This window comes from Sphingomonas palmae, assembly GCF_900109565.1.
GTDB lineage: Bacteria > Pseudomonadota > Alphaproteobacteria > Sphingomonadales > Sphingomonadaceae > Sphingomonas > Sphingomonas palmae.
In genome coordinates, this window is sequence record NZ_FNZZ01000001.1 from 526,148 (window position 1) to 540,204 (window position 14,057).

The 14,057-nt window shown below is 67.5% G+C and carries 13 protein-coding genes; 12 read left to right on the top strand and 1 reads right to left on the bottom strand.

The window, feature by feature from the left end; translation table 11 throughout:
- Window positions 1-54 precede the first annotated feature (54 nt).
- Window positions 55-3,006, bottom strand: coding sequence for a M16 family metallopeptidase (locus tag BMW51_RS02545; RefSeq protein ID WP_093003830.1), 2,952 nt, complete (start codon window positions 3,004-3,006; stop codon window positions 55-57).
- Between the two features lie 215 nt (window positions 3,007-3,221).
- On the opposite strand from BMW51_RS02545, the gene BMW51_RS02550 reads away from it, so the two are divergent.
- From BMW51_RS02550 to katG, 12 genes are all read left to right on the top strand, one after another.
- Complete coding sequence (locus BMW51_RS02550; protein ID WP_093003001.1) at window positions 3,222-4,088, top strand: aspartyl/asparaginyl beta-hydroxylase domain-containing protein; 867 nt, start codon at window positions 3,222-3,224, stop codon at window positions 4,086-4,088.
- 79 nt (window positions 4,089-4,167) lie between these two features.
- The gene (locus BMW51_RS02555) at window positions 4,168-4,740 is read left to right on the top strand and encodes a NifU family protein (protein WP_093003003.1); all 573 of its coding nucleotides are present in this window, start codon (window positions 4,168-4,170) and stop codon (window positions 4,738-4,740) included.
- A 41-nt stretch (window positions 4,741-4,781) separates the two neighbouring features.
- A complete protein-coding gene (locus BMW51_RS02560; RefSeq protein WP_093003005.1) occupies window positions 4,782-5,375 on the top strand; it encodes a malonic semialdehyde reductase in 594 nt (197 codons plus the stop codon).
- A 60-nt stretch (window positions 5,376-5,435) separates the two neighbouring features.
- Window positions 5,436-6,074, top strand: a complete 639-nt coding sequence (tsaB, locus tag BMW51_RS02565; RefSeq protein ID WP_245708243.1) for a tRNA (adenosine(37)-N6)-threonylcarbamoyltransferase complex dimerization subunit type 1 TsaB — start codon at window positions 5,436-5,438, stop codon at window positions 6,072-6,074.
- Complete coding sequence (gene rimI, locus BMW51_RS02570; protein ID WP_177171488.1) at window positions 6,071-6,544, top strand: ribosomal protein S18-alanine N-acetyltransferase; 474 nt, start codon at window positions 6,071-6,073, stop codon at window positions 6,542-6,544. The genes tsaB and rimI overlap by 4 nt, the downstream gene beginning before the upstream one ends.
- Window positions 6,545-6,603: 59 nt before the next feature.
- Complete coding sequence (locus BMW51_RS02575) at window positions 6,604-7,026, top strand: Fur family transcriptional regulator (RefSeq protein WP_019517064.1); 423 nt, start codon at window positions 6,604-6,606, stop codon at window positions 7,024-7,026.
- Between the two features lie 9 nt (window positions 7,027-7,035).
- Complete coding sequence (locus BMW51_RS02580; RefSeq protein ID WP_093003011.1) at window positions 7,036-7,752, top strand: lysophospholipid acyltransferase family protein; 717 nt, start codon at window positions 7,036-7,038, stop codon at window positions 7,750-7,752.
- 35 nt (window positions 7,753-7,787) lie between these two features.
- Window positions 7,788-9,122, top strand: a complete 1,335-nt coding sequence (gene miaB / locus BMW51_RS02585; protein WP_177171489.1) for a tRNA (N6-isopentenyl adenosine(37)-C2)-methylthiotransferase MiaB — start codon at window positions 7,788-7,790, stop codon at window positions 9,120-9,122.
- An 82-nt stretch (window positions 9,123-9,204) separates the two neighbouring features.
- Window positions 9,205-10,206 carry a PhoH family protein gene (locus BMW51_RS02590; RefSeq protein ID WP_026326047.1) on the top strand — a complete coding sequence of 334 codons (1,002 nt, stop codon included), beginning with the start codon at window positions 9,205-9,207 and terminating at the stop codon, window positions 10,204-10,206.
- Window positions 10,203-10,715 (top strand): rRNA maturation RNase YbeY, encoded by a 513-nt coding sequence (gene ybeY, locus BMW51_RS02595; protein WP_093003013.1) that lies wholly within the window; start codon window positions 10,203-10,205, stop codon window positions 10,713-10,715. The genes BMW51_RS02590 and ybeY overlap by 4 nt, the downstream gene beginning before the upstream one ends.
- A 10-nt stretch (window positions 10,716-10,725) precedes the next feature.
- A complete protein-coding gene (locus BMW51_RS02600; RefSeq protein ID WP_093003015.1) occupies window positions 10,726-11,640 on the top strand; it encodes a hemolysin family protein in 915 nt (304 codons plus the stop codon).
- A 161-nt stretch (window positions 11,641-11,801) separates the two neighbouring features.
- On the top strand, window positions 11,802-14,021 hold the full coding sequence (gene katG / locus BMW51_RS02605) for a catalase/peroxidase HPI (RefSeq protein ID WP_093003017.1): 2,220 nt from the start codon (window positions 11,802-11,804) through the stop codon (window positions 14,019-14,021).
- Window positions 14,022-14,057 lie beyond the last annotated feature (36 nt).

Here is a 14,057-nt window from a genome sequence, read left to right on the forward strand (position 1 = left end):
CGCCCGGTCGGCCGTGTCATGGGGAGCACCACATCGCGACGCTCCCCTTATCCCTTATTTGGAGCCGGCCGCTGCTGCCGGCGCTCCCGCCTTCTTCGGCATCACCGCCAGCGTCCAGTCCTTGGACGGCAGCAGGTACTTGGCCGCGGTTGCCTGCAGTAGTTCGGGCGTGATGCTCGTCATGTCGGTGACGATGCTCTGCGTCGCCTCGACCCGCTTGGGATCGTAGCTGCCGCCCTGCATCTGCATCAGCCAAAACTGGTTCCCCGACGACGCGCGCGCCATGTACTGGAGCATCGGCACGATCGTACGCTTGAGCTCGTCCGGGCCGATCGGCGTCGACACCAGCTCGGCCGCGATCTGGCGCGACAGCTGGAAGAACAACGGCACCTTGTCGGGCGCGACCTGCCCCAGCGCGATCAGTCGCCCGCCGCCGGGAAGCCCCGTCGGCCATTGGCTCTGCGCGCTCGGCGAGTAGCTGGCGCCCGCGACCGAGCGCAGCCGCTCGAACAGACGATCGGAGAAGACAGCGGCGAGCACGTCGAGCCGGCGCGCCTCGGCATGGTCGGCCGAACCGCCGCCGGTCGGCCACGCGATCACCGCCGCGGCCTGCGTATCCGCTCCGTCGTGCGTCAGCTGCACCGGCGCCGTGTCGTGCGCGGGGAAGCGCACCGGCGCAGCGCTGGTGGGAGCGGGCGTGCGGGGTTTGAGCGCGCCGAAGCTCTTGGCGATTGCGGCGATCGCCTCGTCCGCCTTCACGTCGCCGAACACGTCGACTTCGATCGGCCCGGTCGCGAGCAGCGGCTCGAACAATTTGCGGAAGTCGGCGGCGTTCAGCGACTCGATCTGGCCAAGCGTCGGCGTGCCCCAGCGCGGGTCGCCGTCACGCAGCAGGCGCTCCAGATCGCGCGACAACACGCCGTCGGGTGACGACGACAGCCCGGCATAGCCCGCGAGCGCGGCGGCGCGCGCGCGCGCGACCGGCTGCGGGTCCCAGCCAGGTGCTGCAAGCTTCGCCGCCATCAGCGTCAGATTGTCGGCGTAATCGCCCGGCGTCGTGATCGCGCTCAGCGTGAACGCGTCGTCGCCGATGTCGAAGTCGAGCCCCATCCGACGTCCGGCGGTCAGCTGGTCGAGGTCGCCCTGCTTGAGCTTGCCGATCCCGCTCGCAACCAGCGCGTTGTCGCCGGCCCAGGCAACCGTGGGCTTGTCGCCCGGCAACGCCAGATTGCCGCGACCGAAGCGCACGCGCAGGTAGACGCGCCCGGTCTCCGACGTGTTCGGGTACAGCAGCGCGCGGACGCCATTCGAGAAGGTCACCTGCTCGATGCCCGGATCGGCGGAAACGGTCGCGCGCGCCGTCACCTTGCCCGGCGTTCCCAGCTTCGGCACCTTGGAGAAGTCGACTGCGGCCTGCTGGCTGCGCTTGCCCGCTAGCTTCGACACATCGGCCTTCAGGGCAGCGGCGAGCTTGGCCGCGGCGCCCGCGTCCGGCGTGCGCGTGTTGAGCAGTGCGCGCGTCGCGTCACCCTTGAACAGCCGGTTGGTCGATTCGAGCATCGCCGCGGGCGTGAAGAACCCCTTCGCGCGCGCGTCCTGCAATATCTTGTAGGAGGTTTCCGGCCCAGCGACCGTCTCGCGGATGTCGAGCGCACCGACCATGTCGTCGGCCTGTTTCGACCCCGCCTCGACGCGCGCGGTGGCGACGTCGTTCTTCATCGCGGCGTCGAACTCGGTCAGCTCGCGGTCTACCTCGACCTGGGTCGGCGCGGTCGCCATCGCGTCGGCGATCACCGCACGCACGTCCTTCAACGCCGCCTCCCAATCGTGGCCCAAGGGCACGATGTTGGTGAAGGTGCCGTTCGCCGAGCGCGACACGTCGTCGAGGCTGACGGAGGCCTGCAGGAAGCTGCCCCCTGCCCGCGCGCGCGTTTCCAGCCGGCGGTTGATGACGCGCAGCGCGACGAAATCGACCAGCCGCTTCTGGTTGAAGATGATCGTGTCGTCGCGGTACTCCCACGGACGCAGCACCGCGGTCGCGACGATCGGCGGCAGCGAGGGTTCGACCAGCGTGCGGGTCGGCGCGGCGGCGGGATCGGGTTTGCCGAAATCGGGTGCAGGCGCCGCGGCACCGTGCCCAGCCCAGCTGGCAAAATTCTTGACGATCAGCGACGCGGCCGTTGTTGGATCGATGTCGCCCGACAGGATCACCACGGTGTTCTCCGGCCGGTACCAGCGATCGTGGAACGCCTGCACCGCGGCGGGCGTCGCCGCCTCCAGCGTCTTGATCGTACCGATTGGCGAGCGGTTGGCGAGCGGCTGCCCCGCGAAAAAGGTTTCGCGCAGCGCATCGCCGTAGCGGACCTGCGGCCCCGGTGCCTCGCGCTGCTCGGCGAGAACGGCGGGCCGCTCGGCGGCGAGCCCCTGCGCGGTGATCGCGGGCTCCTGCATCATGCCCGCGAAAATCTTCAAACTCTCGTCGAGGTTCGCCTGCGTCGCGCCGGGCAGGTCGAGCTTGTAGACCGTCTGAGTCGGCGTGGTGGACGCGTTCGAATCCGATCCGAAGGTCGCACCGAAACGCTGCCACACGCGCTTCGCCTCGCCGTCGGGTACGTATTTGGAGCCGCGGAACGACAGATGCTCGATCAGGTGCGCGAAGCCCTGCTCGGAATCCTTCTCGTACAGCGAGCCCGCGTCGATGCGGACGCGCACCGCGACCTGACCCGGCGGCACGCCATTCTTGCGCACCGCGTAGCGCAGACCGTTGGGCAGGCGCCCGAAATACCAAGCCGGGTCGGGCGGGATGTCCGAACCCTTGAACAGCCAAGGCGCGGTGTCGACCTTGACCGAGGCGGGATCGACCGGCGTCGCGTCAGGTGTCGACGGCTTCGCGGCCGGAGCAGGCTTGCCGTTCCCGACGCGCTGCCCGGCAGCGGCCGGAACGAGCGCGGTGGCGAGGAGAAAGGCGACGAGCGGCTTGGCCAGCGCGCGTGCGGAAGAAACCATATGCGGCGGCTTGTAGGCGTCCAGCCGCGGCTCCGCAACGGCAGCGCGGTGGATCGCCAACCGGTCCTGCGACGACGGCAACACTTGATCACGCACCGGGTCGAGCGGCGCCCGCTTCGCCGCATCAATGCCATCATTTCGTCGCCTTGCCTGAATAGTGACGTGTTTCTGGCGAGTTCGACCAGCAAGACGAAGCGCGGAGACGAGAACAGGCAATGATTGCAGAGAAGGTCGCCCACCCACGACAGTGGCAAAGCGACACGCCGGCGCAGCACGCGGCGGCGGTTCGCGCGGTCATGCCCGACCCGACGATCATCGCGGGAGCGCCGACCGCGGGCGCGGCGATGAAGGCCGAGGGCAATCGCCCGCTGATCATCCGCGTCGGCAAGCATCTGCGTGGACTGTTCGATCGCCTGATCGCGGGATCGTCGCTGGTGCCTAACGATCCGGTGCTCGACATGCGCGACTTCGCCTGGACGCAAGGCTTGCGCGATCACTGGGAGGCGATCCGGGCCGAGGCGACGGCGGTCGCGTTGGTCGGCCACGCCGCGCCCAGCCTCGCCACGATCTCGCCCGACCATCGCTCGATCGCGGAGGTGAACAAGTGGCGCTCGTTCTTCCTGTGGGGCTACGGCTATCCGATCGACGACAACCTGGCACGCTGCCCCCGCACCAAAGCGGCGATCGAGGCGATCCCCGGGCTGAACTCGGCTTTCTTCTCGATCCTGGCGCCGGGCACGCACATCCCCGCGCACCGCGGCGTGACCAAGGGGCTGATTACCTGCCACCTCGGCCTGATCGTACCACGCGACGGGGATGTCAGAATGCGCGTCGACGACCGGGTCGTGCGCTGGTCGGAAGGCCAGACCCTGGTGTTCGACGACACCTACGATCACGAAGTGTGGAACGACACCGAGAGCACGCGTGTCGTGCTGTTGATCCAGTTCGAGCGCCCGCTCAGGCAGCCAGGCAAGTGGTTCGCCGACCTGTTCCTCGGCTTCGTCAAGCGCAGCGCGTTCGTACAGGAAGCGCGCGGCAATGTCGCCAAGTGGAACGCGGCGGTGAAGCAGCTCGACGTGTGAAGGCCGGGCACGCGCGCTGAAACGATCGCTTTCGCGCTGCCCGCTTGATCCCGCCGCCGCTCCGGGCCACATCGCCGCCATGCTGATCGAAACCGAAGCCACGCCGAACCCGGCGACCCTGAAGTTCCTGCCCGGACGCGTCGTCATGGACGCGGGCACGCGCGACTTCGCGACCCCGGAGGAAGCCGAGGCCAGCCCGCTGGCGCAGGCGTTGTTCGATCTGGGCGACGTGATCGGCGTATTCTTCGGGCGCGATTTCGTGTCGGTGACCGCGGCCCCGGGTGTCGCCTGGAGCACGCTCAAGCCCGACGTGCTCGGCATCCTGATGGATCATTTCGCGGCGCAGATGCCACTGTTCCGCCCCGCCTCGGCCGGCTTCTCGGTTCCGGCGGAAGAGGTGGCGTTCGCCGACGATCCCGCGGACGCCGACATCGTCGCGCAGATCAAGGATTTGATCAACACCCGCGTCCGCCCGGCAGTGGCGAACGACGGCGGCGACATCGTTTACCGCGGGTTCGACAAGGGCAAGGTGTATTTGCGGATGCAGGGTGCGTGCGCGGGCTGCCCGTCGTCGAGTGCGACGCTCAAGAACGGCATCGAGCAGCTACTGCGTTATTACGTTCCCGAGGTGAGCGAGGTTCGCGCGGTCTGATCACCGCACGCCCTGCACTTCAGCCCTGACCCGGAGCCTCCATGTCCCAGCCCCTGAACGACGCCGCGCTCGACCAGTTGTTTCGCACCGCGCGCAGCTACAACGGTTATACCGACCAGCCCGTCAGCGAGGACGATTGCCGCGCGATCTGGGAGCTGGCGAAGATGGGGCCGACCTCGGCCAACCAGCTGCCCGCGCGATTGGTATGGTGCACGTCGGATGAGGCCAAGGCCAAGCTCGCCGACTGCTGCTCCGAGGCGAACAAGCCGAAGGTGCTGAAGGCGCCGGTGACAGTGATCGTCGGCATGGACACCGATTTTCACGAGCATCTGCCCGAACTGTTCCCGCACACCGACGCGAAGAGCTGGTTCGACGGCAATCGCGAGCTGCGCGAGGCGTCGGCGTTCCGTAATTCGTCGTTGCAGGGCGCGTACCTGCTGATGGCGGCGCGCGCGCTCGGTTTCGACACCGGCGCGATGTCGGGGTTCGACGGCGGTGCAGTCGACAAGGCCTTCTTCGCCGACCAGCCGGCGGTGCGCACCAACTTCATCATGACGATCGGCCACGGCGATCCGGCGTCGATCTTCGACCGCAGTCCGCGTCCGGCGTTCGAGAAGTTCAACACGGTTGCATGAAGCCGCGCGGGCGGCGAAAGCCTGCGCGATGTTTCCGTGCCTATGCCCAGAGCCGCTGACGTGAGCGACGCTGAACGCCTGCTCGTCATCGATACCGCGACCGCGGCCTGCTCGGTCGCGCTGTTCGAGAGCGAGACCTTGCTGGCGCGGCGCCATGACGTGGTAGGGCGCGGCCATGCCGAGCGATTGCTGCCGATGATCGCCGATCTGCCCGACGGCGGGCGTGCGCAGCACATCCTGGTCGATGTCGGGCCGGGCAGCTTCACCGGGATCCGCGTCGGCATCGCCGCGGCGCGCGCGCTGGCGCTCGGCTGGGGTGCCGAGGCGCGCGGCTACAGCGCGCTCGCGCTGATCGCCGCCGCGGCGCTGGCGAAGGGCGACGACGACGCGCTTGCCGTCGTGACCGAAGGCGGGCACGGTGAGGTCTTCATGCAGGCGTTCGCCGCTCCCTTCCACGCGCTAGACGAGGTGCAGTCACTGCGCCCGGAGGCGGCGCTCGCCGCGCTGAACGGGCGCCGCGCGATCGGCAGCGGCACGCGCTGGCTCGCCGACCTAAACCCTGACTTCGAGATTGCGGAGGCATGGCCCGATGCCGCCGACGCGCTTCTCCTGCCATCCGATATGCGCGCGCTTCCGCCTGCGCCGCTCTACGGCCGTGCGCCCGATGCGAAACTGCCGACATCCAAGGCGCCGCGGTGAGCACGCAGCTTCACCAGGTCGAACTCGCCAGCGGCCGTGTCAGCGACGCCGACGCGGTCGACCGCGTGATGCAGGCGGCCTTCGATCCGCGCTACGGCGAGGCGTGGACGCGGGCACAATGCGTCGGCATCCTTACCATGCCCGGCGTCTGGCTCACACTGGCCAGGATGGATGGCGAGGTGGTCGGTTTCGCGCTGGTCCGCGCGATCATGGACGAGGCCGAACTGTTGCTGATCGCGGTTGCCTCCTCTGCGCGCCGTCGCGGGGTCGCTGGCGCGCTGATGCGGTCGATGCTGGCGGAATGTCGCGGGCGCGGCGTCAAGCGCGTCCATCTCGAGGTGCGTGCCAACAACGCCGCTACCGCGCTCTACGCCGCGCAGGGCTTCACCAAGGCGGGTGAGCGCCGCGATTACTATCGTGCGAAATCGGGTGAGACGTTCGACGCGCACACCTACGCGCGCGACCTGTAGCCGTTTTTGCGAGTCGCTAGCGCTTTTCGCAACAAGCCTTAGCCTTTAAGAGCGGCAGCATGCCTCGCAATATCGATCTCGAAGCCCTCTGCCACCAGAAGGGCCTGCGCATCACCGAGCAGCGCCGCGTCATCGCTCGCGTCCTGTCCGAAGCCGACGACCACCCCGACGTCGAAAAGGTGTACGAGCGCGCGTCCAAGATCGATTCGGGTATCTCGATCGCCACCGTCTATCGCACCGTCCGCCTGTTCGAGGAAGCCGGCATCCTCGACCGTCATGATTTCGGCGACGGCCGTGCGCGCTACGAACCCAGCCCGGAAGCGCATCACGATCACCTGATCGACGTCGAGACGGGCAAGGTGATCGAGTTCGTCGATCCCGAGCTGGAGCAGTTGCAGAAAGCAATCGCGGAGAAGCTGGGCTTCCGCCTGGTCGATCATCGGATGGAATTGTACGGCGTCAGCCTCAGCCGCAAGGACTAGGCCGAGCCTGTGACCGGCGCGTTGCGCATGGGCGCGCGGCTGGCGATGCTGGTCGTTACGCTGCTGCTCGCATTGGCGTTGCACGGATTGTGGCGATTGGTCCGCGCGCCCTCGCCGTGGCCGCGGCTGTTCCTCGGCAGCGTCGCGCGGATCGTCGGCGCGCGCGTGCGCGTGATCGGGCGCCCGCTGCGACGCGATGTCGTACTGCTCGCCAACCATCTCAGCTGGATCGACATTCCGCTGCTCGCGGGCGCGAACGGCACTGCCTTTGTCGCCAAGTCGGAGCTTCGCGATGTGCCGCTGATCGGCTGGCTGTGCACGCTCAACCGCACGATCTTCGTGGCGCGCGGCGACCGCATGAACGTGGCGGCGCAGGTCGCCTCGTTGCGCGAGGCGCTCGCACAAGCGTGGTCGGTCGCGATCTTTCCCGAAGGCACGACCGGCGACGGTACGACGCTTCTTCCCTTCAAGGCGGCGCTGCTCGGCGCGCTCGACCCCGCGCCCGCGGGACTGATGATCCAGCCGGTCGGCATCGACTACGGCACGGCGACGCCTGAGCTCGCCTGGGTGGGCGACGAGCCCGGCGTGGATCACGCGCGCCGCGTGCTGGCGCGCCCCGGTCACTTCACCGCGACGCTCCACTTCCTTGAACCCTTCGCTCCAAACGGCAATCGCAAGGCGATCGCGGCCGAGGCACGCGCGCGGATCGCCGCAGCCGCCCGGTAGCAGGGCAAGTGTAGCGATTACCGGCACTTTGCCCTATGGGCGCACGCATGAAGTCGCCCCCGAAAACCTTTCACGTCAAGTCGTTCGGCTGCCAGATGAACGTTTACGACGGCGAGCGTATGGCCGAACTGATGGCGGCCGATGGCATGACCGCAACCGACGACCCGAACGCCGCCGACCTCGTCGTGCTCAACACCTGCCACATTCGCGAGAAGGCAACCGAGAAGGTCTATTCGGACATCGGCCGCATCAGGAAGCACGCCGGCAAGGACGGGCGCGCGCCGATGATCGCCGTCGCGGGCTGCGTCGCACAGGCCGAGGGGGCGGAGATCGTGCGCCGCGCCAAGGTCGACGTGGTGGTCGGACCGCAGGCGTACCACAATCTGCCGCGCCTCGTCGCCGATGCCGCCTCCGGCACCGCCACGCTCGACACCGACATGCCGCTCGCCTCCAAGTTTGGCGCGCTGCCCGCCCGGCGAAAAGTCGGTCCAAGCGCGTTCCTGACCGTGCAGGAAGGGTGCGACAAGTTCTGCACCTATTGCGTCGTGCCGTACACCCGCGGCGCGGAGGTCAGCCGCTCGTTCGCACAGGTGCTCGATGAGGCAAGGGCGCTGGTCGACGCGGGCGCGCGCGAGATCACGCTTCTGGGACAGAACGTCAATGCGTGGGAAGATGCCGACGGCCGCGGCCTGCACGACCTGATCCGCGCGATGGACCGCATCCCCGGTCTGTCGCGGATCCGCTACACCACCAGCCATCCCAACGACATGCGGCAGGGCCTGATCGACGCGCACCGCGACGTGGAAAGCCTGATGCCGTTCCTTCACCTGCCGGTGCAGGCGGGCGCCGACCGCGTGCTCAAGGCAATGAACCGCAGCCATACGCGCGACAGCTACCTGCGACTGCTCGACCGCATCCGCGCGGCGCGTCCCGACATCGCGCTATCCGGCGACTTCATCGTCGGCTTTCCGGGCGAAAGCGAGGCGGAGTTCGCCGAGACGCTGAGCCTGGTGGACGCGGTCGGTTACGCGCAGGCGTTCTCGTTCAAGTACAGCTCACGCCCCGGTACCCCCGCCGCCGACATGGATGGACAGGTCGCGGCGGAGGTGATGGACGATCGCCTGCAACGACTACAGGCCGCGCTCAACCGCGATCAGGCAGCCTTCAACGCGCAGGCGGTCGGACGCACGTGCCGTGTGCTGGTGGAGCGGCGCGGCAAGCTGCCCGGCCAGTGGCTCGGTAAGTCGCCGTGGCTGCAATCGGTCCACCTGCTCGGCGATTACGCCATCGGCGACCTGATCGACGTCGTGCTGACGCAGGCTGGACCGAACTCGTTGACGGGCGAGGCTCGTGTGGCAGTCGCAGCCTAAGCGAATTCTCGTGCGGCGACGACAGGGCAGTTGCGCGCGCGCCCGCGAGTGCTCACCTTGTGCAGGTAAGTGAAAGGACCGCATGAGTCGCAAGCCTGCTCCCGCCCAGATGGGTGAACGTGCCCGCGTCGAACTCCTGTTCGACAAGCCGCAACTGCTGGTACAGCTGTTCGGCCAATATGATCAGCATCTGGTCGCGCTGGAGAACCGGCTGGGTGTCTACATCACCGCACGCGGCAATCGCGTCGGGCTGGAGGGCACCGCCGAGCAGGTCGCGCTCGCGCGTGACGTGCTGAACGACCTGTACCAGCGGATCCAGCGCGGCGAGGAGGTCGACACCGGCCTCGTCGACGCCTCGATCGCGATGGCGGCCGAACCGGTGCTGAGCGGCATCATCCGCGCCGATGCCGGGCAAGGCGCGCCGTCCGTCATGATCCGTACGCGGAAGAAGACGATCGTCCCGCGCACACCGGCGCAGGCGCATTACATGCGCGAGCTGACCACGCACGACATGATCTTCGCGCTCGGGCCTGCGGGCACGGGCAAGACCTATATCGCGGTCGCGCAGGCGGTGGCGCAGCTCATCACCGGCAGCGTCCAACGGCTGATCCTGTCGCGCCCCGCGGTCGAAGCGGGCGAGAAGCTAGGCTTCCTGCCCGGCGACATGAAGGAGAAGGTCGATCCCTATCTCCGCCCCCTGTACGATGCGCTGCACGACTGCTTGCCCGCCGAGCAGGTCGAGCGGCGGATCGCGAGCGGAGAGATCGAGATCGCACCGATCGCGTTCATGCGCGGGCGCACGCTCGCCGACGCGTTCGTGATCCTCGACGAAGCGCAGAATACCACACCCGCACAGATGAAAATGTTCCTGACTCGCTTCGGGCAGAACAGCCGCATGGTGATCTGCGGCGATCCGAACCAGACCGACCTGCCCGGTGGCGTGCGCGCGAGCGGGCTCGCCGACGCGACGCAGCGGCTGGACGGGGTCGAAGGCATCTCGCTGTGCCGGTTCAGCGCCGCCGACGTGGTGCGCCACCCGATCGTCGGTCGAATCGTCGAGGCGTACGAAGGGGTCGAGGGATGATCCACGTCGAGCTGACCTGCGAGGAACCGTGGGACGATAGCGCCGATTGGGAAAAGCTGACGCTCGCCGCCGCGCGCGCTGCCGTCTCGCGCACGCCGCACGGGGAATTGCTGACCACGCCCGCGCACGTCGAGGTGAGCGTTCGGTTGACGAGCGACGACGAGGTCCACGCGCTCAACCTTAAGTACCGCGGGAAGGACAAGTCGACCAACGTGCTATCGTTCCCGATGGTGCAGCCCGATCTGATCGACACGGTGACGCAGAACAGCGACGACGGCGAGGTGCTGCTGGGCGACATCGTGCTCGCGCACGGCGTCTGTGTGGCCGAAGCCGCAGAACGCGGCATTACGGTGGAGCAGCACCTGTCGCACCTGATGGTGCACGGCACGCTGCATCTGCTAGGCTACAATCACGGCACCGATGAAGAGGGGGACGCGATGGAGGAAATCGAACGCGCGGCGCTCTCCGATCTCGGCATCGCCGATCCGTATCTGATCCGGGAGGAATGACGCAGCCATCATGGCCGAGGACCGAAGTAGCGCCGCGCACGGCGGCGACCCCAATGAACAGAATATCTGGAGCGGTCTGCGCAACCTGATCTTCGGCGAACAGCGCGAAGAAACGTTGCGCGATCAGCTCGAAGAGGTGATCGACCGGCACGAGGACGATCCCGGCCCCGACGCGAAGGGCGACCTGACCCCGCTCGAGCGGCAGATGGTGCGCAACCTGCTCCACTTCGGCGAGCGCGATGCCGGCGACGTCGGCGTGCCGCGCGCGGACATCGTCGCGGTGGAGGAACGCACCACCTTCGACCATCTGGTGCAGGTATTCGCTGAGGCCGGCGTCAGCCGCCTGCCCGTCTACCGCGAGAACCTCGATACGATCATCGGCATGGTTCACATCAAGGACGTGTTCAACATCCTGGCGCGCTCGGCCGACAAGCCCGCGGACATCGCCGCGCTGATCCGCCAGCCGCTGTACGTGCCGATGTCGCGCGGCGCGCTCGACCTGCTCGCCGACATGCGGCAGACGCGCGTTCATCTGGCGGTGGTGCTCGACGAATATTCGGGTACCGAAGGCCTCGTCACGATCGAGGATCTGATCGAGGAAATTGTCGGCGAGATCGAGGACGAGCATGACGAGGCGCCTGCCCCACTGCTCGTGCCGATCGACGGCGGCGCGTGGGACGCCGACGCGCGCGTCGAGCTGGAGGACGTGGCCGAGGCGATCGATCCGCGCCTCGCCGAGGTCGACAACGACGTCGACACGATCGGCGGGTTGACCGCGGTGCTCGCGGGGCATGTGCCCGTTGTGGGCGACTGCCTCGACCATCCGAGCGGTTGGAAGATCGAGGTGATCGATGCCGACGAACGCCGGGTCAATCGCGTGCGGCTCCATCCGCCGGTCACGCCACCGGACAGCGATGACGACTGATCGACTCACGTATGATCGAGTGAGCCGATCAATCCGGGCGTGATTTAGCGTTTCCCCGATCAATCGTCACACGCTAGACACGCACATCCATTATCCCGAGCCACGTTCCGCGATGAGCGGAGCCAAGTGGCCTGAACGCGCCGACGAGGAGCCAGAAGCACATGGACGCGATTACCGAAGGCAGCCCCATCAACGATCCCAACAAGCAGCCCGCCGCGATGCGCTCGCTGTTGGGTCGCACCGCGCGCGACTGGTGGCCCGACACGCTGCCGCTCGAAATCCTGCAGACCGATGGTCAGCCCGCCAATCCGATGGGCGCGGAGTTCGACTATCGCGAGGCGTTCAAGACGCTCGACTACGCCGCGGTGAAGGAAGACCTGAAGGCGCTGATGACCGACAGCCAGCCGTGGTGGCCGGCCGATTACGGACATTACGGCCCGTTCTTCATCCGCATGGCGTGGCACTCGGCCGGTACCTATCGCACCGGAGACGGTCGCGGCGGTTCCTCGTCGGGCGCGCAGCGGTTCGCCCCGCTTAACTCGTGGCCGGATAATGGCAACCTCGACAAGGCTCGTCGCCTGCTGTGGCCGATCAAGCAGAAGTACGGCCGTGCGCTCAGTTGGGCCGACCTGTTCATCCTGACGGGCAACGTCGCGATTGAGTCGATGGGCGGGCCGACCTTTGGTTTCTCCGGCGGCCGCGAGGACGTGTTCGAGCCCTTGAAGGACATTTATTGGGGCACCGAGGAAGAGTGGCTCGGCCAGACGCGCATCGACGAGGAAGCGGGCCTCGCGCTCGAGAGCCCGCTCGCCGCGATCCAGCACGGCCTGATCTACGTCAACCCGGAAGGCCCGGGCGGCAAGCCCAACCCGATGGGCTCGGCGCGCGACATGCGCGAGACGTTCGCGCGCATGGGCATGAACGACGAGGAAACCGCCGCGCTGACCGCGGGCGGCCACACCTTCGGCAAGGCGCACGGCAACGGCGACTCGTCCAAGGTCGGTCGTGAGCCGGAAGGCTCGGACATCGCGGCGCAGGGTCTCGGCTGGACCAGCACGCACGGCACCGGCATGGGCGACGATACGATCACCTCAGGGATCGAGGGCGCGTGGACGCCGACGCCGATCACCTGGGACATGACCTACTTCGACATGCTGCTCGACCACGAGTACGAGCTGACGAAGAGCCCGGCGGGTGCGAACCAGTACCATCCGGTCGGCGATCCCGAGGACACGCTCGCCCCTTCGGCGCACGTCGAGGGCAAGAAGGTCCCGACGATGATGACCTCGGCCGACATGGCGCTGCGCGAGGACCCTGCTTACCGCGCCGTGATGGAGAAGTTCCGCGCCGATCCGGCCTACTTCGCCGACGCCTGGGCGCGCGCGTGGTTCAAGCTGACCCACCGCGACATGGGTCCGAAGCAGCGCTACATCGGCCCGGAAGTGCCGTCGGAAGAGCTGATCTGGCAGGACCCGATCCCCAAGGCCGATTACGCGCAGATCGACCAGTCGGACGTTGCCTCGCTCAAGCAGGCGATCGCCAACTCGGGGCTGGAGATCAGCGAGCTGGTCACGACTGCGTGGGCATCTGCCTCGACCTATCGCAAGTCGGATCACCGCGGCGGCGCAAACGGCGCGCGCATCCGCTTCGCGCCGCAGCGTGACTGGGAGGTAAACGAGCCCGAGCAACTCGCCCGCGTCCTCTCGGTCTACGATGGTCTGAAGGCCGAGTTCGACGGCAAGGGTGACAAGAAGGTCTCGATCGCCGACCTGATCGTGCTCGGCGGCAACGTCGGGATCGAGGCCGCGGCGAAGGCGGCGGGTAAGTCGATCGATGTGCCGTTCACCCCGGGCCGCACCGACGCGCTGGAGGAGCAGACCGACAAGGCGAGCTTCGACGTGCTGGAGCCCAAGGCCGACGCGTTCCGCAACTACCTGCAGGTGCGCTTCACCGTGCCGACCGAAGAGCTGATGGTCGACAAGGCACAGCTGCTCGGGCTGTCGACGCCCGAGATGACGGTGCTGATCGGCGGTCTGCGCGTGCTGGGCGCCAACCACTCGAAGGCGAAGCAGCACGGCGTGTTCACCGATCGTCCGGGTCAGCTGACCAACGACTTCTTCGTCAACCTGCTCGACATGAAGACGGCGTGGAAGCAGGTCGATGAGAAGAGCGATCAGGAATATGTCGGCACCGATCGCCTCAGCCACGAGCATCGCTGGACCGCATCGCGGACCGACCTGATCTTCGGCTCCAACTCGCAGCTGCGCGCGGTGGCCGAGGTCTACGCGATGGACGACGCGGGCGACAAGTTCGTCGGCGACTTCGTGGCGGCGTGGAACAAGGTGATGAACGCGGATCGCTACGACCTGCTCACCGCCTGACGTTACCCGTTGACGCTGCCGGGTTCGCCCGGCAGC